This window comes from Rhodococcus sp. Leaf225 (assembly GCF_001426145.1).
Taxonomy (GTDB): domain Bacteria; phylum Actinomycetota; class Actinomycetes; order Mycobacteriales; family Mycobacteriaceae; genus Rhodococcoides.
Window position 1 is genome coordinate 372,562 of sequence record NZ_LMRN01000009.1, and the last position, 21,757, is coordinate 394,318.

A 21,757-nucleotide genomic window follows, 5' to 3' on the forward strand; every position below is an offset into this window, starting at 1 on the left:
GATCACCATGACCACAACAACGACGTCCCGTACACCGTCGGCGGTGCGACGCTCGCGGTCGCGTGATCACGTCGGTCCGGACGAGAGAATCTTCAACCTGAATCCGTCGGTGGGGACCGAGAGGAACTGGTCGGTGGCGGATGTCGACGGCCGCGGACCCTTGGAGGCGCCGGTGCCACCGTCGAGTGTCGATCTGCGCGCCGACTGGTGGACGGTCGGGGACCAGGGGCGGACCGGATCGTGTGTCGGCTGGGCCGCGGCGGACGGAGTCGGGCGCCGCACGATGGTCGACGCCGGCCGCATCACGCAGGACTGCCGACTCTCACCGCGATTCACCTGGATGGGGTCGAAGGAGTCGGACGAGTTCGTCTCGCGACCGACGGGATTCGTCGAGGGTTCGGGAACGTCGCTCAAGGCTGCGATGGACGTGAGCCGCACGTTCGGGTTCGCGCTGGAGTCGGACCTGCCCTTCGACATCGACACGACGATGTTCCTCGGCAACGAGAACGCCTTCTACGCGGGGATCGCCCAGCGCCGCATCAGCTACGTCGATCTCGCGGCGGACCGGGTGCAGTGGCGACTGTGGCTGGCACGGGGCGGACCGATTCTCGCCGGATTCTCGGTCGACGATGCGTTCACGTCGGTCGGGTCGGACGGTCTGGTCGGCACGTTCGACCCTGCGACAGTGCGCGGCGGACACGCCGTGTGCATCGTCGGGTATCGCGAGGACGGCCGGTTCATCGTGCGCAACAGCTGGGGAACGGGTTGGGGTGACGCAGGTTTCGCGTATGTCACCGAGGAGTACCTCTCGGCCGCGTTCTATCCGGAGAGTTACGGCGCCGTCGTCTCCTGACCTCCGGCGCGCATCACCAGGACGAGATTGCTGACCGCGAGTTCACGGAAACCGGGGACGCGGACACACCACCACGCCCAGCGGGGGTGGTACCGAGGGAACGCTGCCAGCAGCGTTCCCTCGGTCGTGTCTGCAGCCCAGCGCAATCCGTGCGAGGCGCGGATCGGGAACAGCGACTCTCCGAAACGGTTCTTCGGTTCGGCGCCGTGCACGCGCGCGTAGCGGCGAGCGGCGCGCTCGCCGCCGAACACGTGCCACGGTCCGGTCTCGTGCCCGCCGAACGGGCCCCACCACATCGTGTAGGACAACACCACCAGTCCGCCGGGCCGCGTCACGCGCAGCATCTCCTCGGCCATGATCCACGGGTGGCGGACATGCTCCGCGACGTTGGAGGAGAGGCAGATGTCGACGCTGTCCGAGCGGACGGGCAGCGCGGTACCGGATCCTCGGACGGACCCGCGGGCGTCGAGCCCCGCGGCGTGCATCTCCGAGGCGTCCGGTTCCACGGAGACGTAGTGGGCACCCGAGTCCGCGAAGGCGTCGGCGAAGTAGCCGGGTCCGCCGCCGACGTCGAGCACCGTCAGTCCGTCGAGAGTCGTTCCGGTCGCCCCGGTCCACAGGTCGTCGATCAGCATCGCTGTGTCGCGAGCCAGCGCCCCGTAGAAGCGTGCGGGATCGGACTGCTCGAACCGGAAGTCCGACACGAGCGAGAGTGACCGTCGAAGGGTGGCCCGTCGAGCGAGTCCGGCGGTGACGGGAGACGAGGGCACGAGTGGAGACTGTAGAGCCTCTCCGATGTGATCGTGCGGCGGGACGACGGCATACTTGACGACGTCGAAGAACCGAGAACCGTCACGGGGGTGACAGCAGATGACCGAGTTACGTGAGGTGCTGCTGCTCTGTTGGCGTGACAGCGGTCATCCACAGGGTGGAGGTAGCGAGCGCTACCTCGAGCACGTGGGCGCAGGGCTGGCGTCGCAGGGCATCAAGGTCACCCTGCGCACGGCCGGCTACCCCGGCGCACCAGCGTCGGACACGATCGACGGTGTACGCATCAGCCGCGGCGGCGGACGCCTGACGGTCTACCCGCGAGCACTCGGAGCGCTCCTCGCCGGGCGGCTCGGATTCGGTCCCCTGGCGGGACTGAAGCCCGACGCGGTGATCGACACGCAGAACGGCATCCCGTTCTTCGCACGACTCGTGACGGCGGCTCCCGTCACCGTGCTGGTCCACCATTGTCACCGCGAACAATGGCCGGTGGCCGGTGCGGTCATGGCGCGGCTGGGATGGTGGATCGAGTCCAGGCTGTCGCCGCGGGTCCATCGACGCTCGCAGTACCTGACGGTGTCGCTTCCCTCGGCGGACGAGTTGATCGCCCTCGGCGTGGACCGCGAGAGGGTGGCCGTCGTCCGCAACGGTGTCGACGACATTCCCGGTTCCGTCACGGTGGGCGATCCGGACACGCGTGCGGACGCCCCGACGCTGGCCGTCCTGTCCCGTCTCGTCCCGCACAAGCAGATCGAGGACGCGATCGACGTCGTCGCCGCGCTGCGCGATGCGACGCCCGCCCTGCGCCTCGACGTCATCGGCGGTGGGTGGTGGGACGACAACCTGCGCGACCACGCCCGTGTGCGTGGCGTGGCCGACGCCGTGACCTTCCACGGTCACGTGTCCGAGACCCGTAAGCACCAGATCCTGTCCCAGTCGTGGATCCACGTGCTCCCGTCCCGGAAGGAGGGATGGGGACTCGCCGTCGTCGAGGCAGCTCAGCACGGTGTCCCCACCGTCGGCTACCGGCATTCTCGGGGGCTGACCGATTCCGTGGTGGACGGCGTCACCGGCGTCCTGGTGGGCGACGAGTGGCTCAGCCGCGACTCCGACGTCGACGAACTGACCGACGCGGTGCGGACCCTGTTGGACGACGGCGATCTCCGTCGGCAGCTCGGGGAGAAGGCGCGGCTGCGGACCCGAGAGTTCTCGTGGACGTGGTGCGCGCGAGCGGTGGAGTCGGTGCTGCGCGAGCGGGTACACGGCCGAGCGGTGTCCGGGCTGGTCGCGGGAAGGCCGGAGGCCGGTCGGTAGGTGGTCGCGGAAGGCCGGAGGGCGGTCGGTCCGGAATCAGCGAGTCCGGGTGCGACGCGCTCTCGTGACGGTGACGAACGCCGCGATCAGGACGGCGGCCGCCCACAGCAGATGAGCGACGATCGCCGGCAGGCGATCCGAGCGTGGACGAGGTGCCGGATCAGCGAGTGAGTACAGCGTGAGATGGGCGTCCGCGTACACGGGTTCCAGGCCCGCCAGGGTGCGTGCGGAGTTCCCGCTCTCGCCTGCCGACCTCTCGACCAGGATCCACCCGACTCCGAGTGCGGCGAGGTCGCTCGCCGGGGCACCGGCCAGGAGCAGGCCTTCGACTCGCCCCGCGACGGTGTTCTCTCCCCGGACGACCGTCCCGCCCACCGGGAGATCTCCGGTGCCGAGCACGTCGGCGTCCAGCAGCCTCGGAGCGGGATCGAGGACCGGTGCCTCGCCCGACCAGTCGAACCGGCGGAAGGTACCTGTCGGCAGGACGGCCACGAGAGCGTCGGACGGTCCGACACCGTCGATCACCGAGGACCACCCGGCGGGGTAGTCGACCGGACGCAGCGCGCCCTGCACCCCCCATGCCAGATCGGGCAGGACGACGAGCAGCGCGGCGACGGCGGACACGGCTGCGAGCCGGGGACGCGTCCCGCTGCGACCGGGTCGATCGACCGCGGCGCCTGCACTCAGGGCGAGTGCCGGCATCCACAGGGCGACCCATTTCTGACCGTCCCGGAACAGCCCGGCACCGGGTACCGACTCGGCGGCCCATCGGCCGACGTCGAGCCCGATCGGGGTGGCGGCGAGGGCGACGAGCACCACGGACACGGCGCCGGTGAGCAGGAGCGCCGCGACCACGGGCGATGCGGTCCGGCGCAGACGAGGGAGTCCGGCGGCGGCCAGGCCGAGCAGCACGGCGGTGCCGACGACGGCGAACAGGCTGGTTCGGCTGCCGGGAACCGCGTCGGCGTTCCAGATGCCGCCCAGACCGGCGAGCGCTCCGATCGTCCCGAGTCCGGGCTCGGCCCGCGCCGCGAAGGCCGCGACACCCGCCGGATCGGCGCCGGAACCGGCCCCGGACACGGCGGTGGCCACCAGCCAGGGCAGCGACACGATCACCGTGGTGACAGCCACGACGACGAGCCGCCGTACGCGGCGTGCCCCTCCCGGTGCGGCCAGGACCACCACGGCGAGAACGGCGCAGAGCAGCACGCCTGTCGGGGTCAGCCCGGCGATGCCGAGACACAGCACGAGGGGCGCAGCGGACCGCAGGTCACCGCGGTCGCGGAGCGTCATGGTCGCGACGACCGTCCAGGGGAGAGCCGCGTAGCCGACGAGCAGGCTCCAGTGCCCCTGCAGCAGACGTTCGGCGACATAGGGGTTCCACACGGCCACCGTGGCTGCCACCAGACGCGGGCCGGTCGAGGCGCCGCCGAGCACCCGCGCCGTCATCTGCGCGGCGCCCCACCCGGCGGCGATCAGAGCGAGAGAGAGCAGTCCGACGACCAGTACACCGCCGTCGACGACCGTGGTGGCGACCGCGACGACGGTGTCCTGGGGAACCGCACGCGCCGCCGAGTCGGACAGGCCCAGGGCCGAGTCGGTGAGATACGACCGGGGCGTCGACACCGCGTCACGCAGCAGTAGGTGGCCGCCACCCGGAAGCAGCACACGCAGGAGCGGGCCGAGGACGACACCGGTGAGCACGACGGACAAGGCGAGGGACCACGCCCCGGCTGTCCTGCTCGACCCTGCGATCATGAGGGCATGATCCCTGCGCGCACCTCCACCGTGGTGGCCGGGGTGAGCATCGTGACGGCGGGGTCGATGGCGGCGAACATCGCCTCGTATCTGCTGCACCTCCCGGCCGGGCGTGTGCTCGGGCCGCAGGGCTACGGGGTCTTCGCGTCGCTGCTCGCCGCCCAGCTGGTACTCGCGGTGCCGGCGCTGGCGTTGCAGACCGTCGTGGCGCGTGACCGGGTGCGCGGTCGTTCGGTGGCTGCCTCCCGCAGGCTCGGACACCTGTACGCCGTGGTCGTCGCCGGTCTCGCCGTCGTCGCGACTCCCGTCGTGGCGGCTCTGCTCCACACCGACGTCGTGACCACGGGGGCGGCCGTCGTGACGGCGCCGTTCCTCGTGCTGCTGGCCACGGAACAGGGCCTGTTGCAGGGAGACTCGCGCTTCGGTGCCCTCGGCGGTGTGCTCGCGGCGAGCGGCCTGGCGAAGGTGGCGCCCGCCGTGACCGCCCTGGTGCTGGGCGGAGGTGTGGGACCAGCCCTGGTCGCCGGTGCGGTGGGGACCGCGGTCATGGCGCTGGCCGCGCGCATCGTCGTCGACCGCGCCGAGCAGACGGACGAGCACGACCGGCACGCCGCGGCCGGGACCTGGCGTGACGTGCTGGCCGCATCGCAGGTCCAACTCGTGATCGTCGCGTTGTCCTCGGTCGACCTCCTGCTCGCCCGACGCGTCCTCGACCCGGAGGCCGCGGGTGTCTACGCGCTCGGCGCCGTCGCCGCGAAGGCCGCCTTCTGGCTCCCGCAGTCGGTCGGCGTGGTGCTGTACCCGAGGATGGCGGATCCGCGTCGGTCGGCGTCGGCGGTCCGCACCGCCCTGCTGGTGCTGCTCGGCGTCGGATCCGTCGTGGTGGTGGGTGCCGCGATCGTCGGGCCGATCGTTCCGCTGGTGATGGGCGCGGACTACGCGCCGGTGCAGTACCTGCTGTGGCTGTTCGCCGCGCAGGGCGCGCTGTTGGCCGTGGTGCAGTGCGGTCTCCTGGCGGCCGTGGCCCGCGGCGACACGCGCTCGGCGCTGGCGGCGTGGACCGTGCTGCTGGTCGAGGCCGTCCTGGTGCTCACGATCGTCGACAGCGCGACCGAGCTCGTCGTCGTGGCCGCGGCATGTGCTGCGGTGGCATCTGTTGTGGTTTCGACCAGCGCGCTCGGGCGTGTCCGTGTGCTTGGATCGGTGGATGACCGAATCCGGGGGGTGGGTCCGTGAGGCTGCGTAGGGGCATGACGGGGATCGACGTGCTGCACGAGACCACGGGAACGTGGGTCGATCTGAGAGCTGCTGGTGGAGAGGAACTTCCGAGCGGAATCGTCGAGTTCCTCGGTGCCGGTGAGCGTGCTCGCGACGTGGCGCGCGATCTCGTGGACCGGGCCGTCACCGCCGGGACCGCCACTGCGTCGACGTCCTTCGCCTCCCTGCCGTTCGAGCCGCGATCGCTTCGCTGCTTCGCGGGGTGGGACCAGCACTGGCACCAGGCGGCCGAGCAGATGGTGCGGCGCAACCTGCCCGCCGTCGTGCCACTGGCGAAGGCGTTCCAGGCGATCGCGCGGAAGCCGTTCCCGCCTCTACGGCCGGGAGCCGCGGCAGTCGAGCACCCGATCTACTACACGGGCAATCACCTCTCCGTCGTCGGCGACGGCGACCCCATGTCGTGGCCCGCGTACACCGAGCTGTTGGACTTCGAACTCGAGTTCGGCGCCCTGGTGGTCCGGCCCGTCGTCAGCGCCTCGACGGCCGAAGCGGAAGCGGCGATCGGCGGCTTCGTGGTGTTCAACGACTTCAGCGCGCGCGACGTGCAGTGGGACGAGCAGCGCAACGGCCCCTTCGGACCCGTCGTGAAGACCAAGACGTTCGGGAGTTCCATGAGTGCCGAGGTGGTCACCGCGGACGAGGTCCTGCCGCACCTGACCGATCTGCGCGGCACCGTCACCGTCAACGGCGAGGTGTGGTCGGAGACGTCGACACGAGGCGGCCGGTGGTCGCTGGTGGACGGACTCGCCTACGCCAGCAGGTCCGAGAGCATCGGCCCCGGCGAGCTGCTGACCTCGGGGACCTTGCCGTCGGGGTGCGGGATGGAACTCGACCGCTGGGTGCGGCCGGGCGACGTGGTGCGCCTCGACGTCGAGCGCATCGGGTCGGTGACCAACACGGTGGCGGAGCCTGCCTAGCTGGGTAGCGGGCAGGCCGGAGGCCGGTCGTTCGACAGTAGTGTCGGTGCATGCGTGCACTGGTGATCGAGGAGTTCGGCCGACCGGGAACCGTGCGGGAGATCGACCGTCCCGACGCGGCTCCCGACGGTGCGGTGATCCGGGTGGCCGCCACCGGGGTGTGCCGGAGTGACTGGCATGCCTGGCAGGGACACGACGGGGACGTGCGACTGCCGTTCGTTCCGGGCCACGAGTTCGCGGGAACGGTCGTCGCCGTGGGTGCGGACGTCGACCGCGACTGGATCGGTCGTCGCGTCACCACCCCCTTCGTGTGTGCGTGTGGGTCGTGTCCGACGTGCGCTGCCGGCGACCACCAGGTGTGTCCCCGTCAGGAACAGCCCGGGTTCACCCACGACGGGTCGTACGCCGAGTTCGTCGCCGTCCGGTATGCCTCGACCAACCTGATCGCGTTGCCGGACGAGGTGTCGTTCGACGTGGCAGCCACTCTGGGATGCCGGTACGCGACCGCATGGCGGGCGGTTCATCGCCGCGCCCGCGTGGTGGCAGGCGAGCGCGTCGCCGTCTACGGGTGCGGTGGGCTCGGCCTGTCCGCGGTGATCATCGCGTCCGGGGCCGGCGCGGAGGTGACGGCAGTGGATCGCTCCACCTCGGCGCTGGACCTGGCGCGCCGACTGGGAGCCGCTCGGGCGGTGCAGACGCCGGTCGACGACATGCACGTCGCGCTGGAGTGCTCCGGGCATGCCGGGTTGGCGGACGAGGCGATCCGGGGTCTGCGACGGCGCGGTCGGCACGTGCAGATCGGGTTGCTTCCGGGCGGCGGGCACGTGTCGATGGACGTGGTGATCGCGCGAGAGATCGACGTGCTCGGCAGCCACGGGCTGGCCGCCCACGAGTACCCCGAACTGTTGCGCACCCTCCCGCACGCCGCCGTGGAATCGATGATCGGAGGTCGCAGACGACTCGAGGACGCCCAGCTCGCGCTGGACGCCCTCGGTCAGTCTGCAGGAGTGACGCTGCTACTTCCCTGACGGGAAGGCCGGAGGCCGGCCGATTCATGACCTGAAGGCCGGAGGCGTCAGTCCTTGCGGAGGTTGGTGCGGGGGATCTCCTCGGTACGGTCCGTCGTCCAGTCGTGGTCCGGTGCGGGTGAACCGGCGCCGGAGGTACGAGGTCCGGTCGTGGGTCCGTCGGCCACCGGACGTGTTCCGCGGGTGGTGCGGCCGCCGCGCAGGAGCAGCACGATGCCGACTGCCAGGAGGATGACGCCCAGAACGCCGGCGACGATCGGCACGGTGCGGCCGATCAGGGCGATCTGGTCCTTGCCGTCCTGTGCGCGACCGAGCTGGTAGGTGACGGTGTTGTCGTCGAAGCCGATGACGGCCTTGACGACGTCCACCTCGGGAGTTCCGGCGCGGCGTGCGTAGTACTGGTGCACGTCCTCCTGGCCCTTGACGATGACGCCGGTGACGGGCTCGACGTAGATGTCCCGGGTGTTCTCGTAGTACCGCGTCATCGTGATCGGCGTGGCGCCGCCGTCGACGCCCCACGTGCTCGCGGGGAGAGCGAGCTTGTTGGCCGGCGAGGGGACGACGGCTGACAGGTCCACCGCGGGGATGGTCTGCGTGTAGTGGTAGACCGTGACGCCCTCGATCTGCGTCTCCTCGACGAAGGTCATGTCGTAGCTCTCGCGGGCCACGGTGTCGAAGAAGGGGTAGGTCTGCTTCTGCGAGTCGAACGGGAACTTGTACTGCAGTCCGGTGTGCGGCACTTCCTCGGCCGGCTTGTCGGCCTGGCTCTGGATGGATCCGACCGGGTCGACCGGCATGGAGGACACGCGGTCCAGGCTCACGCGGTCGACGGTCGCGGTGAGCAGACCGGTGTCACCCTGTCGATCGGTGCGTCGCAGCGACGAGCCGGCCTGCACGGTGATGACGTCGGAGTTCGACGGCTCCTCCGTGGTGACGAAGCGCTGGGAGATCAGGGGGACGTTCTGATCCACGACGGCGGAACCCGCTGTGAGCGAACGCGAATCGAGCACCGACCCGGTGCCGGTGGACACGCTGGTGATCTCGAGGTCCAGCGGCGTCTTCTCGAGGCGCCCGACCGTGTACAGCGGGATCAGGATCGCGATGACCAGGAAGAAAGCTCCGAGCCCGATGAGGATCGGCGGGATCACACGCGTCGGTGTGGATCTGTTCGCCATACTGGAGGTCCCCTTTGTGCATGTGCACTTGTCAGTGCATACCGGCCGTGATGGGTCGAACACTAACGTATTGAGCCGCTCCGAGTTCGGGTGCGATGCGGCAGACTCTCCTGACGATGACCACTGCAGAGAAGGCCCGCGTCGATCCGCGCATCGGCGGATTCGTGCCCGCGCTCGAGGGGATGCGCGGTCTCGCGGCCGTCGGCGTGCTGCTGACCCACGTCGCGTTCCAGACGGGATCGACGGGCACACCCCTCGTGGGCCCGCTGCTCGGCCGTCTCGATCTCGCGGTGGCCGTGTTCTTCGCGCTCTCGGGGTTCCTGCTGTGGCGACCCCACGCGGCCGCCGCGCACGGCTCGCGGCCGAGGCCGTCCGTCCGTACCTATCTGGTGCACCGCGCGGCACGCATCCTGCCCGCGTACTGGCTCGTGGTCGTCGTCGTGCTGGCCCTGCTGCCGGGTGCGGGTGGTGGCGTCCGGGTGTGGATCGCCAACCTGACCCTCGTGCAGGTGTTCGTCCCGTTGACGTTGACGCAGGGCATGACCCAGATGTGGTCGCTGTCCGTCGAGGTGGCGTTCTATCTGCTGCTCCCGTTCATCGGGGTCGCCATGGCCGCGCTCCGCGGACCTCGAGCCCGTCTGCGCACGCCGGTGCTGGTCGGGGTGTCCGCCCTGTCGCTCGGGTGGACCTTTCTCCCGATCTCCACCGCGGACGGCGTGAACATCGAGAACTGGCTGCCCGGCTACCTGGCGTGGTTCGCGGCCGGGATGGTGGTGGCCGAGGCTGCTGCCGAGCTGGCACTACGCGAGACCCGATCAGACTCCGACCTGCCCGCTCAGTCCCGACCGGTCTCCGACCTGCCCGCTGTCCCGCTGGTCGTCCGGATCGCGAGCCGACGATGGTTGCTCACCGGCATCGCGGCGGCGGCCTTCGCGGCGTCGTCGACACCGATCGCGGGCGCACAGGACCTCACGACGCCGGCGGCATGGCAGTTCGCGGTCAAGGTGGCCTTGGGCGCCGTCGTCGCGTTCTGTCTCATCGCGCCCCTGGCCGTCGGAACGGGTGTCCGTACCCGGTGGCTGTCGGGTCCGTTCGCGCTGATGATCGGCCGGTGGTCCTACGGCATCTTCATCTGGCACCTCGCGGTGCTGGCCGTGGTGTTCCCCGTGCTGGGGGTGTCCCCGTTCGGCGGGCAGTTCCTCCTCGTCGCCGGTGCGACGGTCGTGTTGACGCTGCCGGTCGCCGCGGCGAGCTACGCGCTGGTGGAGGAGCCGGTCCGTGTCGCACTGCGTCGGCGGGAGGCGCGCAGGGCCGACCGGATCCGGGCGAACGAGGGAAGCGCCGCGAGCGCCACGGCGCCGACGGATGCCAGCGCTGCGAGCTGAATGACGGCCGAGTGGCCGACGTACCCGTCGGGATCACGCCAGGGGCCGGTCGACAGCATCGCCCCGGCGACACTGAGTCCGAGCCCCGCGATCGCGACGAGCACACGACCGCGGACACGGGCTCCCCAGCGATGGTCGACGGCGGCGACCGCGACGGTGAGAACCGCCAGCCAGCCGAGTGCGGCGAGCCCACCGATGACCCACACGGCGGCGAACAGTCCCGCGTGGCCGACGAGGGCGGGTCGCCAGGTGGGTGTCGGTGCCGTCGCGGGGTCCGACGGGCGGCGCCGCATCGTCATCACGGCCAGAGCCGCGAGAAGCGCCAGGCCCGCGACGATCGCCGTGCGGTACCAGGTGTCGGCGGGGAACGTCAGGGTCACCTCGCCCGAGAGGCCGGCGGGGAGAATCCACCCCTGCTGCCACCCGTTCACGATCACCGGGGCGAGCACCTCTCCGTCCGGGCGCGTGGCCACCCATCCCGGGTTGGTGCTCTCGGGCACCACGAGAATGCGCTGAGTCGAGGACCCGGTCACGACGACGCGGCGGGAGTCGGCGGTCCACTCGTCCGCGGTGACCGCCACGGGCGTGGGGCCGGCGCCCGGGAACGCAGCGAGTGGTGCCGTGCGCAGCACGACGCTGTCGACGACGAAGGCGTCGCCCGGGTCCACCGACACGGACTGCGAACCCGAGGGCAGCGGAACAGGATTGGAGACATTCGCCGCGACGGGGACATCGCCCTCGCAGAGAGACGCACGTATCGGTGCGCCGGTGGCCAACGCCCCGGCCGTCGTCGAGACGGCGGTGCGGACGAGCTGATCCGCGATGGTCAGGGTGGGGCCGGTCGCGCACGACGTCACGATCGGGCGGTCGGGATCGAACGCCGCCCCCGCGGACGCGGTACCGGATTCGGATTCGGATCCGGATCCGGATCCGGATCCGGATCCGGATCCGGAGAGCACCGTGATCTCGGCCAGACCGGGAGGCCGTACCTGGTCGAATCCCAGTGCCGTGCGGTCGAGTACGTCGTCCCATTCGAGCAGCGAGACGGTGATCCGGTCGGTCACCGCCGGTTCGAGGGACACTCTGGTGTCGCCGTCCGCGTCCGCGTCGACGTCGCGGACCTGGGGGCCGGTCCCGAGGTTCACGGCGATCCTGGTCGGATGAGACGGCAGTGCGCCGAGGCTCTGAGCGATGTCGAGACCGTCGACCGAAACGGGTTGCGGCAGTTCGAGAGTGACGGTGGGATACGTTCCGGCCCGGCCCTCGATCGAGTCCTGGCTCGCGGTCCAGGACGTGCGGTCGTCGCCGTCCGTGAGGGCGAAGGTCGACCCCCGGACGTCGGTGACCTCGGCCGCACCCCGAGCCCGCGGACGTGTGGCGTCCTGCAGGAGATCCTCCAGCGCGGACGACTGACGCGAGCGCAGCCAGAGTTCGGGGGTCACCGCCGTGCCACTGGGAACCGAGAGCGTGCGCTGGAAACTGTCGAGTTCCTCGGGTTCGACGGCTACGCCACCCGCGCAGCGCACTCGATCGGGTGTGTCGACGCATCCTGTCCGGCCCGGAAGCTCCTGTGCCAGACTCCATCCCGTCACCGTGACGCCGTCGGCCGGAGCCGGCATCTCCGTGAGGTGCCGGACGACCACCGGGGTCGGTGCATCGGGATCCGTGTAATCGGTGAGGCGAAGGTCGCTGACGCCGAACTGTGCTCCGACCGAACCGTTCTCGGTCTCGGTGGCTGTCACCCGGATCCGCGTCGTCGTGCCGGCGGGCAGTGAGACGGTCACCGGATCGCCCGGTTCGGTGATGCGTGCGGCTGCGGTCCCGTTGTCCGTCTCGATCTCGACCCATTTCACCGGTGACCCCAGAGCGCCGGGGCTGGTGCGGAAGTCGAGCAGGCCGGACTGCACCGGGCGATCGAGGTCGAGCTGGATCCACTGACCGACCGAGCTCTCGAGGCCGTTGCTCACCCAACTCGTCGCGGCGTCGCCGTCGACGGCCGCCGCCGGACCGTTGCCGGGCGAGGCGCCGCCGAACTGGGTGGCGTCCGATGCCGAGGAGGAGACGGACACCCGGGCACCGGACCACGCGCCCTCGACCAGCGGCGCACCGTCGACCGGATAGTCGGGCACGAGATTGAGTGTGCGGCGGGGATCGTCGGGTGTGCGCAGGGCGCTGCTGTGATCGTCGACCGAGCCGAAGTCCACCTCGCGGTTCATCGGGGTGTCCGTCACCAGGACGTCGTCGACCGTGAGCCCGGCGGCCCGGGCGTCGCCGTCGAGAAGTACCGGTCCCGCCGGAGTCGGGTCCAGGCCGCCGCGCTCGCGGTGCTCGTTCAGGCGAGCGAGGACCTCTGGCCCGCCCTGCACTCGGGGCACGTCGTCGGCCACCACCGTGTACGGGCCGGCGACGGCGGGGGTGCCGGGTGTCGCCTCGAAGATCTCGATCGCGGGGTAGGTGGGCCTCAGGTCGGAGTCGGCGACGATGCCGTCCACCCGTCCGGGCCCGATGTCGTCGCCGAAGGTCGCGACCCGCTCGAGCCCGAGCGAGTTCTCGATGCTCTGATGCGCCAGCGAGGTCCGGGTCGAACGCGACGTCTCGGGGTCGAGATCGTTGCGCATCACTAGGTAGCGGACGTTCATCGATGCCAGCGTGTCGGCGAGCCCGTCGGACGGTCTGCCGTCCGCGAGAAGCCGCTGCACCGAGTCGAGGGCGCGGATCGCGCCGGGCGGCACCAACGGGACCGCGTCACGGACGGCCCACGGCGAGGCCGCCAACGCCTGCAACGGTTCGTCCCGCGTCAGCCCCCACAGCTGAGCGGCCAGGGGCGCACCGGGAACGACGAGCGCGCGGGACTCCTCGGCTCCGGTGCCCGCGCGGTCGGCCAACCAGCCCGCCGCGTCGGACCATTCGGCCGGAACGGCCTCGTACGCGCCCCGCGGCGCGAGCCGCCCGGTCCAGGCCAGCGAGGTCGAGACGGTGAGTGCCACCAGGACGAGTGCGGCGAAAGCGACGAGGGGCTCCCGTTCCGGGTGCGACGCCGCGCGACGCCAGCGAGGCGACGGCACCGAACCCGGCAGCGGCACCTGCGCCAGCAACTGTGCGAGGCCCAGCGCCAACGGCAGTCGGATCACCGGTTCCAGCTTGTGGATGTTGCGCAGCGGCGCACCGGAGGTGTCGAGGAACAGTCGCACCTGCTCGGAGACGGGGGAGGCCAGTCCGCCGACGTACCCGGCGGTCATGCCCACGAGCCCGATCAGCAGCACCAGGGTCAGCCGACCGCGTGCCGGCATCGACCGCATGCAGAGCCCGGCCATGCCCGCCGCGGCCACGACGGCAGAGGCGATCACCGCGGCGGGTTGTGTCACCACCACAGCGCCGGCGATGCGTTCCGGCGAGACGAACGGTGTCCAGCTGCTCGTGCCGCGCAGGACCTCCACCAGCGAGGCCCACTGCGTCGTCGTGCCGGCCGACTCGATGTAGTCGAGGAACGGTGGACTGACGCCGCGCAGGATGAAGAGGGGAACCAGCCACCACGTCGTCGCGGCGACGAGACACCCGATCCACCACAGCGAGAACCGGCGCCACCGGGCGTCCGGCCTGTGCGCGAGCCACCACACGACCGCCACGAGGGTGGCTGCCGCCGTCGCCACAGCGTTCACGGCACCCATCGCCGCGACGGCCAGCGCCGAACACGCGGCGGCGCGCGGAATGCTCACGGAGCGGCCGGAGAAGACGCGGACCAGGGGGATCAGTACCCATGGCGCCAGCATCATCGGCAGTGACTCGGAACTGATCGACCCCAGGGTGGTGATCACCCGCGGAGCGAGGACGAACGCGAGCGCACCCACCACCCGCGACCCGCGGCTCCCGACCCCGAGGGCCTCGCACAACCGCAGGACACCCCAGAACCCGAGAAAGATCAACACCGCCCACCACAGGCGCTGCGTCACCCACCCGGGCAGCCCCAGCACGTCACCGAGGGCGAAGAACGACCCGTGCGGGAAGAAGTAGCCGTACGCCTGGTTCTGTACCTGGCCGAAGGTGGCGTCGGACGTCCACAGGTGGGACGCACGCGAGAGGAACCCCAGCGGGTTCTGCGTCAGGTCGTACTTGGTGTCGGCGACGGTCAGGCCGGGAGCCTGCAGGAACGCCAGGATCAGCGCACCGACCGCGGAGAAGAAACGCCACCGGGCCCCTACGGGCGCGGTGACGGGAGCATCGGACGTCAGCGGCTGCCGTACTCGACCTGGTTGAGGAGGGAGGACTCGGCGTTACCGGAACGATCGACCTCGGGGCGGGTGTCGGACGAGGCGGCGGCAGTGGCGCCGAACACCACGGCCACTCCCAGCACGACGCCGATGACGGCACTGATCGCTGCGGATTTCACGAGCAGAACCTATCACTTCGACCGGCCTCCGGCCTGCCCGTTCACCTCGACCGGCCTCCGGCCTGCCCGTCACTCATCTGCCGGGCGGCACGATCAGTACAGGGCGATGGCTGTGCTTGAGCACGAGATCGGCACAGGACGACTGCAGCAGCGACCGCAGACCGGTCCGGCCGCGTGTCCCGGTGACGATGATGTCGGCGTTCACCTCGTCCGCCGTCTCGACGATGGTGGTCCAGATGGCGGAGTGCGACTCCTCGCAGCGCCCGTCGGCGTTGATGCCGGCGCGGACGGCCAGCTCGAGGCCCTCGCTGTTGGTGACCTTCGCGTCGGCGAGTGCGATGTCCTCGGTCTGCTCGTCCGGCAGCCACTCCGGCGCCATCACTCCGGACAGGCCGGACATGCGGGCCGCCTGTCGCACCATCGGTTCCCACGCGGTGAGCACGATGGCGCGTTTCGCCTGGAGGAATCTGCCGGCGTAGTCCACCGCCCTGCGCGCATTGTCCGAACCGTCGTACGCGATCAACATGACGTCACACGACATGAGAGCCTCCAGGCTTGTGGCGGTGGCTGACGATCTTACCGTCGCGGTCGGGTTGCGGGGAGGCTCACGCGATAACGTTTCGGGTATGTACCTGCGCCGAGTTCTGACCCTGGTCGCGACGTGCGCGATCGCCACGACGGCGTGCGGGACGGGGGACGCGGCGGCTCCCGCACCCACGACCACCGGCGCGGCCACGGCATCGCCCTCGGCTCCCTCGGCGGTCGTGTCGACGTCCGAGATGCCTGCGGCCACACCCGATGCGTGCGCCACCGCCATCGACGCCATGACGCTGCGGCAGCGGCTCGCCCAGCTGTTGACGGTCGGGGTCACCGGGACCGACGACGCCGTGGCGGTGGTGGGCGCCGAGCAGGTGGGTGGTGTGTTCGTGGGTAGCTGGACCGACAAGACGATGCTCACCGGCGGCGGTGTCGATCGCATGCAGTCGGCCGCCACCGTGCCCGTCATGGTGACGATCGACGAGGAGGGCGGCCGGGTGTCGCGGGCAGCCGACCTGCTCGGTTCGGTGCCCTCGGCACGCGAGACCGCCGCCACGATGACCCCCGAGCAGACGTACGAGATGTGGCTCGAGCGCGGACGTGGACTGAAGGATCTCGGCATCACCGTCGACTTCGCTCCCGACGTGGACGTCAGCAGCCAGCCCGACGACTCGGTGATCGGTGACCGGTCGTACTCGGACGATCCCGCCACCGTCGTCGCGTACGCCGGAGCTGCTGCGCGCGGTCTCCGCGACGCCGGGGTGATGCCCGTGATCAAGCACTTCCCGGGGCACGGCTCCGGATCGGGCGACTCGCACACCGGCGCCGTCACGACACCGCCGCTCTCCGAACTGCAGGCCCGCGACCTGGTTCCGTTCCGCGATCTCGTGTCCACCGGAGTGGGTGCCATGGTCGGACACCTCGACGTTCCGGGCCTGACGACGGAGGGCGTGCCCGCCAGCATCAGTCCCGCCGCGATGGCACTGCTGCGTGACGGCACCGGCTACGGGGCGGCGCCGTTCACCGGCCCGATCTTCACCGACGACCTGTCCGGCATGGCGGCGATCACGTCGCGACTGGGCATCGAGGACGCGGCGCTGGCCGCCCTCGTCGCCGGGGCCGACGTCGCCCTCTGGATCACCACCGACGCGGTGCCGAGCGTCCTCGACCGTCTCGAGGCGGCCGTGGCGTCCGGGGAGTTGAGCGATGCGCGCGTGGACGACGCGGCCCGGACCGTCCTCACGGCCAAGGGAGCCCTCGGCTGCGCCTGACTCGTCCCGCGGACGGTGACGTAGAGTCGGGAGGTCGTACGGCGGACAGCTCCGGGGAGGACGCATGGCAGGCGGAACCAAGCGGTTGCCGCGCGCCGTCCGTGAGCAGCAGATGCTCGACGCCGCCATCGAGGTGTTCTCCGAGAACGGCTTTCACAGCACGTCGATGGACTCCATCGCCGCACGGGCCGAGATCTCGAAACCCATGCTGTATCTGTACTACGGCAGCAAGGACGAACTCTTCGCCGCGTGCATCCATCGGGAGGGCCTCGAGTTCGTCGCCGCGATGACTCCCGCGGCGGACCCGACGCTCACTCCCCGCGAGCAGTTGCGCAAGGCATTGCTCGGGTTCCTCACGTTCGTGGACGAGCACCGCTCGTCGTGGATGGTGCTCTACCGGCAGGCGATCGGCCAGCAGGCCTTCGCCGGTCAGGTGCAGAGCAGCCGCGATCGGTTGATCAGCCTCACCGCGTCGCTGCTCGAGATGAGCACCAAGGACCCGCGGCCGGAACACAACTTCGGACTGATGGCCGTCGCCCTGGTCGGTGCCGGCGAGGCCGTGGCCGACAGGGTCGCCGGCGGCGAGATCGACGTGCACCAGGCGGTCGACCTTCTCGAGAGCCTCGCGTGGCGGGGGCTTCGGGCCTGACGCGAGTTCGCGGACGCGCGGGCGCAATCACGTGCGTGGTGTCTCTGTGAAATACATTCATACGTACCGCGATACGGCGTATTTCTCATTCGAACGAATGATTTAGCGAGCAAAAAGCGACTCGTGGACTGTTTCGGCCTACAGTTCGAACCGCACAGTTCGCCGCGAGAACTGTCGTGCTGCTCGCGGCTGAGGGAATCGCTGCAGTCCTGTCGGACGCAGTTCGTCCCCGCGCTCCTGCTGCTCTGCCGCAAGTCCAGTTCGAGGCTGATCATTCGAGGAAGTTCATGAACGGTTCCACGGCGCTCGGGGCGCCGGACGATGCGTCCCTCCCGACAGAACTGCGGCTCACCCCCGCACCCGCCCCACTCCATCAGGGGCAGCGTCTCGTCCGGCCCGGTCCTCCCGGCCGGGTGAACTCGTATCCGCAACGGACGGCACGCATGATCGTCGCAGGTACTCGCGTCGATCTGTGCGGTTCGCCGCACGTGCTCGACATGGTTCGTGAGCGGCTGGCAGGCGGTAAACCGCTCGCGATCGGGTCGGTGAACCTGGACCACATCCACCACTTCGGCGGTATCGAGCGGTCACGCCTCAACCTGCCGGACGAGCGCCCGACCCACGAGTGGTTACTTCTGGCCGACGGCCAGCCGATCGTCGACAGGGCGAACGACCTGACCGGGACCAAGTGGCCGAGGTTGACGGGATCGGATCTGCTCCCGGACATCCTGCGTGTCGCGGAGACCATGGGCAATTCCGTCGGATTCGTCGGGGGAACTCCTCGGGTGCACGAGTTGCTCGGCAAGCGGCTCCGTCGTGACTACCCGGCACTCGATGTGGTCGGGTACTGGGAACCGGACCGGACGACCGTCGAAAGTCCCACTCTCGCACGGGAGATGGCAGAGCAGGTCCGGACGGCCGGCGCCGACATCGTGGTCGTCAGTCTGGGTAAGCCGACCCAGGAACTCTGGATCGAGGAGTTCGGTGACGTGACCGGTGCGCGGTTGCTGCTCGCCTTCGGTGCCGCCGCGGACTTCATGGCCGGTGAGGTCTCACGAGCGCCGCACTTCTTCAGCGAACACGGGCTCGAATGGTTGTTCCGCCTGGCCATGGAGCCGCGGCGGCTCGCGCGTCGCTACGTCGTCCAGGGTCCGGAAGCATGGTTCCGTCTTCGCGGCGCCTACCTGGTGGCGGACTCGGATCCGTCGACCGAGAAGAAGGGCACCACGGCACGATGACGAGACGTTACGGAGTAGCTGTGATCGGCGCCGGCTACTGGGGACCGAACCTGGCCAGGAACTTTCGGGCACACCCGGCCTGGGATCTGGTCGCCGTGTGCGATCGTGACGAGTCCCGAGCGCTCGCCGTGGTCGGCGAGCGGTCGACGGTGGACGTGGAAACCAGTGTCGAGGCCGTCCTGGCGCGCGCCGATGTCGACGCGGTGGCCATCGCCACACCGGCGGCGACGCACGCCAGTATCGCCCTGGCGGCTCTGGACGCGGGAAAGCATGTGCTGGTGGAGAAGCCGCTGGCCCCTGGCTCGGCGGACGCGTCCAAGATGGTGCGGACGGCGAGCGACGCCGGCCTGACCCTGATGATCGACCACACCTACTGCTACACACCGGCCGTGCAGTACATCCACGACGTGATCGCGAAGGGGATGCTCGGCCGCATCCTCTACATCGAGTCCACCAGGATCAATCTCGGACTGATTCAGCCCGACGTCGACGTGTTGTGGGACCTGGCACCGCATGATCTTTCGGTGCTCGACTACATCCTTCCGGGTGGGCTGGCCCCGACTCGGGTGTCGGCCACGGAGTCCGACCCGCTGGGGTCCGGGAAGTCGTGCGTCTCGCACCTCACCGTCGAGATCGGCGACGGTGCGTCCGCGCACATCTCCGTGAACTGGTTGTCACCGACAAAGATTCGTCAGATGGTGATCGGTGGAAGCCACCGCACCCTGGTCTGGGACGACCTCGACCCGATCCGGCGAGTGTCGCTCCACGACCGTGGGGTGACGATGGGACAGCCCAGCCAGGACGACCGTCGACGCGCCGCCGTCTCGTACCGGCTGGGCGACATCACCGTTCCGGCCCTGGCGGAGACGGAAGCCTTGCGGCTCATGGTCGGCGAGTTCGCGGCCGCGATCCGGGAGGATCGGCCCGCTCGCACCGACGGTGCCGCCGGGCTCCGCGTGCTCTCGGTGCTCGAGGCCGCGTCGCACAGCGCCGCTCACCACGGTGAGGCCGTCCGGCCCCGCCACGTCGACTCCGAGACCGGGGACATGGAATGACCGAACTGAACGGTGCCACGGCTGTCGTCACGGGCGGTGCCGGCACGATCGGATCGACCATCGTCGATCAGCTCGTCGATGCCGGGTGCTCTCGAATCATCGCGCTCGACAACCTCACTCGGGGGCGCCGTGAGAACCTGGAGAAATCGCTCGAGAATCCGCGCGTCGAACTCGTCGAAGGCGACATCCGCGATCGCGATCTCGTGAACGACGTGGTGTCGGGCGCAGATGTGGTGTTCCACCAGGCGGCAATCCGAATCACACAGTGTGCCGAGGAGCCTCGGCTCGCACTCGAGGTATTGGTCGACGGGACCTTCACCGTGATCGAGGCCGCCGCTGCGAACGGCGTCGACAAGATCGTGTCCGCCTCCTCCGCATCGGTGTACGGCCTCGCGGAGACGTTCCCGACCGGGGAGCGTCATCATCACCACAACAACGACACCTTCTACGGCGCGGCGAAGTCTTTCGGCGAGGGCATGCTCCGGAGTTTCCGCGCCATGTACGGCACCGATCACGTGTCCCTGCGGTACTTCAACGTCTACGGACCGAGAATGGACGTTCACGGTCTGTACACCGAGGTGCTCGTTCGGTGGATGGAGCGGATCAGCGACGGGCGCTCACCCCTGATCTTCGGAGACGGCACTCAGACGATGGACTTCGCGTACACCGAGGACATCGCACGCGCCAACATTGCTGCCGCATCGTCCTCGATCGTGGACGGCGTCTACAACATCGGCAGTGGTCGTGAGACGAGCCTGCGGGAGCTGGCGGAGGCGTTGCTGCGCGTCATGGGCTCGGATCTTCCGATCGAGTTCGGGCCGGCCCGGACGGTCAACGCCGTGACCCGACGATTGGCCGACACATCCTCCGCAACAGTGGATCTCGGGTACTCGGCATCGGTCGAACTGGAGGACGGTCTGCGAGCACTCGTTGACTGGTGGCGACCGCGTCGACACGCGGTGTCGGGCCTGACGGCGTCCGGTTCCGGTCTGACGGCGTCCACGACGTGACTCGGCTCGACGTCATGCGCCCCTGGCTGGGAGCCGAGGAGATCGCCGCAGTGACGGCGGCGCTCGAGTCCGGCTGGATCGCACAGGGTCCGCGTGTGGCGGAGTTCGAGGCCGCGTTCGCGCGCCGCATGGGCGTGCACCACGCAGTCGCGGTGAGCAGTTGCACGACCGGCCTGCACCTCGCTCTCGTAGTGGCGGGGATCGAACCGGGAGACGACGTCGTCGTGCCGTCGTTCTCCTTCGTCGCGACGGCGAACGCGGTGCGGTACGTCGGGGCTCGACCGGTCTTCGCCGACGTCGACCGGACGACGGGCAACATGGACGCGACCACGCTCGCGGCCGTTCTGACACCTCGGACGCGCGCGGTCGTCGCCGTCGATCAGGGCGGTGTGCCGGTGGCGATCGACCACATCCGGCAGGTCACCGACCCGCTGGGCATCGTGGTCGTCGAGGACGCCGCGTGCGGCGCCGGCGCGACCTACCGGGGTCGCCCCGTGGGTGTCGGTGCGGACATCGCGGCCTGGTCGTTCCACCCCCGCAAGATCCTCACCACCGGGGAGGGCGGGATGGTGACGACAGATCGTGCGGACTGGGCCCACCGTGCGCGGTCACTGCGTGAGCACGCCACCAGCAGATCCGCGGCGTCACGGCACGAGGACACTCTGCCCGCGGCCGAGACCTACACCGAGGTGGCCTACAACTACCGCATGACCGACCTGCAGGCCGCGGTAGGCCTGGTCCAGTTGAGCAGGCTGGACGCCGTCATCGAGCGGCGTCGCGCACTCGCGCAGCGGTATCGGGACGCGTTCGCCGGTGTGCGCGGTCTGCGATGCGTGGCCGATCCCGAGAACGGGGAGGCGAACTTCCAGTCGTTCTGGGTCGAGATCGGACCGGATGCCGCGCGCAGCCGCGACGACTATCTCCGTGATCTGGCGGCCGACGACATCTCGGCGCGCAGGGGCATCATGGCCTCCCACGTGCAGCCCGCATATCAGGGCAGCGACGCGGTCGTCGGTGATCTGAGCGTGACGGAGCAACTGACCGCGTCGACGCTGATTCTGCCGCTCTTCCACGCGATGACGGACGACGAGCACCGTCGTGTGGTCACGGTGATGGCGCAGCGCCCGTGAGTGT

Annotated in this window: 17 protein-coding genes and 1 pseudogene; 12 read left to right on the forward strand and 6 right to left on the reverse strand. The window is 69.9% G+C overall.

All coding sequences use genetic code 11. The features are described 5' to 3' along the window. Positions 1–7: 7 nt before the first annotated feature. Positions 8–853: a C1 family peptidase gene (locus ASG69_RS06110; RefSeq protein ID WP_082544283.1), complete on the forward strand. Its 846-nt coding sequence runs from the start codon at positions 8–10 to the stop codon at positions 851–853. Here the strand turns inward: ASG69_RS06110 and ASG69_RS06115 are convergent. Then, positions 832–1,623, reverse strand: a complete 792-nt coding sequence (locus ASG69_RS06115) for a class I SAM-dependent methyltransferase (RefSeq protein ID WP_056441243.1) — start codon at positions 1,621–1,623, stop codon at positions 832–834. The genes ASG69_RS06110 and ASG69_RS06115 overlap by 22 nt on opposite strands. A 100-nt stretch (positions 1,624–1,723) precedes the next feature. Between ASG69_RS06115 and ASG69_RS06120 the strand changes: the two genes are divergently transcribed. After that, the gene (locus ASG69_RS06120) at positions 1,724–2,935 is read left to right on the forward strand and encodes a glycosyltransferase family 4 protein (protein ID WP_056441246.1); all 1,212 of its coding nucleotides are present in this window, start codon (positions 1,724–1,726) and stop codon (positions 2,933–2,935) included. Between the two features lie 36 nt (positions 2,936–2,971). On the opposite strand, the gene ASG69_RS06125 is transcribed toward ASG69_RS06120, so the two are convergent. After that, the gene (locus ASG69_RS06125) at positions 2,972–4,693 is read right to left on the reverse strand and encodes a hypothetical protein (RefSeq protein WP_056441248.1); all 1,722 of its coding nucleotides are present in this window, start codon (positions 4,691–4,693) and stop codon (positions 2,972–2,974) included. A 6-nt stretch (positions 4,694–4,699) separates the two neighbouring features. On the opposite strand from ASG69_RS06125, the gene ASG69_RS06130 reads away from it, so the two are divergent. The 3 genes from ASG69_RS06130 to ASG69_RS06140 are packed head-to-tail and all read left to right on the forward strand — an operon-like array spanning position 4,700 to position 7,916. Beyond that, entirely contained in the window at positions 4,700–5,929 is a 1,230-nt protein-coding gene (locus tag ASG69_RS06130) for a polysaccharide biosynthesis protein (protein ID WP_056441250.1), read from the forward strand. Continuing rightward, positions 5,926–6,888 carry a fumarylacetoacetate hydrolase family protein gene (locus tag ASG69_RS06135; protein ID WP_156380442.1) on the forward strand — a complete coding sequence of 321 codons (963 nt, stop codon included), beginning with the start codon at positions 5,926–5,928 and terminating at the stop codon, positions 6,886–6,888. The genes ASG69_RS06130 and ASG69_RS06135 overlap by 4 nt, the downstream gene beginning before the upstream one ends. A gap of 50 nt (positions 6,889–6,938) precedes the next feature. Further along, positions 6,939–7,916 (forward strand): alcohol dehydrogenase catalytic domain-containing protein, encoded by a 978-nt coding sequence (locus ASG69_RS06140; RefSeq protein ID WP_056441254.1) that lies wholly within the window; start codon positions 6,939–6,941, stop codon positions 7,914–7,916. Positions 7,917–7,963: 47 nt separating this feature from the next. Here ASG69_RS06140 and ASG69_RS06145 read toward each other — a convergent pair whose 3' ends face one another. After that, on the reverse strand, positions 7,964–9,091 hold the full coding sequence (locus tag ASG69_RS06145) for a DUF3068 domain-containing protein (protein WP_056441268.1): 1,128 nt from the start codon (positions 9,089–9,091) through the stop codon (positions 7,964–7,966). Between the two features lie 116 nt (positions 9,092–9,207). On the opposite strand from ASG69_RS06145, the pseudogene ASG69_RS22070 reads away from it, so the two are divergent. Beyond that, a pseudogene (locus ASG69_RS22070) lies at positions 9,208–10,326 on the forward strand (acyltransferase family protein); the annotation flags it as partial. A gap of 17 nt (positions 10,327–10,343) precedes the next feature. Here ASG69_RS22070 and ASG69_RS23310 read toward each other — a convergent pair. The 3 genes from ASG69_RS23310 to ASG69_RS06155 form a co-directional block, all read right to left on the reverse strand. Further along, a complete protein-coding gene (locus ASG69_RS23310; protein WP_056441270.1) occupies positions 10,344–14,705 on the reverse strand; it encodes an alpha-(1->3)-arabinofuranosyltransferase in 4,362 nt (1,453 codons plus the stop codon). Continuing rightward, positions 14,702–14,863 (reverse strand): DUF2613 domain-containing protein, encoded by a 162-nt coding sequence (locus tag ASG69_RS22075; protein ID WP_231476388.1) that lies wholly within the window; start codon positions 14,861–14,863, stop codon positions 14,702–14,704. The genes ASG69_RS23310 and ASG69_RS22075 overlap by 4 nt, the downstream gene beginning before the upstream one ends. A gap of 73 nt (positions 14,864–14,936) precedes the next feature. Next, positions 14,937–15,404, reverse strand: coding sequence for a universal stress protein (locus tag ASG69_RS06155; protein WP_027506188.1), 468 nt, complete (start codon positions 15,402–15,404; stop codon positions 14,937–14,939). 85 nt (positions 15,405–15,489) lie between these two features. Here ASG69_RS06155 and ASG69_RS06160 point away from each other — a divergent pair, with 85 nt between their 5' ends. The 6 genes from ASG69_RS06160 to ASG69_RS06185 all read left to right on the forward strand — a co-directional run bounded on the left by ASG69_RS06160 (position 15,490) and on the right by ASG69_RS06185 (position 21,753). Then, positions 15,490–16,671, forward strand: a complete 1,182-nt coding sequence (locus ASG69_RS06160; RefSeq protein ID WP_056441275.1) for a glycoside hydrolase family 3 N-terminal domain-containing protein — start codon at positions 15,490–15,492, stop codon at positions 16,669–16,671. Between the two features lie 64 nt (positions 16,672–16,735). Continuing rightward, a complete protein-coding gene (locus ASG69_RS06165; RefSeq protein WP_027506190.1) occupies positions 16,736–17,320 on the forward strand; it encodes a TetR/AcrR family transcriptional regulator in 585 nt (194 codons plus the stop codon). 287 nt (positions 17,321–17,607) lie between these two features. Next, complete coding sequence (locus ASG69_RS06170; RefSeq protein WP_156380443.1) at positions 17,608–18,558, forward strand: WecB/TagA/CpsF family glycosyltransferase; 951 nt, start codon at positions 17,608–17,610, stop codon at positions 18,556–18,558. Continuing rightward, positions 18,555–19,613, forward strand: a complete 1,059-nt coding sequence (locus ASG69_RS06175) for a Gfo/Idh/MocA family protein (RefSeq protein WP_056441280.1) — start codon at positions 18,555–18,557, stop codon at positions 19,611–19,613. Before ASG69_RS06170 ends, ASG69_RS06175 begins: the two co-directional genes overlap by 4 nt. After that, on the forward strand, positions 19,610–20,623 hold the full coding sequence (locus ASG69_RS06180; RefSeq protein WP_056441283.1) for an SDR family NAD(P)-dependent oxidoreductase: 1,014 nt from the start codon (positions 19,610–19,612) through the stop codon (positions 20,621–20,623). The genes ASG69_RS06175 and ASG69_RS06180 overlap by 4 nt, the downstream gene beginning before the upstream one ends. Next, the gene (locus tag ASG69_RS06185; protein WP_200933791.1) at positions 20,620–21,753 is read left to right on the forward strand and encodes a DegT/DnrJ/EryC1/StrS family aminotransferase; all 1,134 of its coding nucleotides are present in this window, start codon (positions 20,620–20,622) and stop codon (positions 21,751–21,753) included. Before ASG69_RS06180 ends, ASG69_RS06185 begins: the two co-directional genes overlap by 4 nt. The last annotated feature ends 4 nt before the right edge of the window (positions 21,754–21,757 follow it).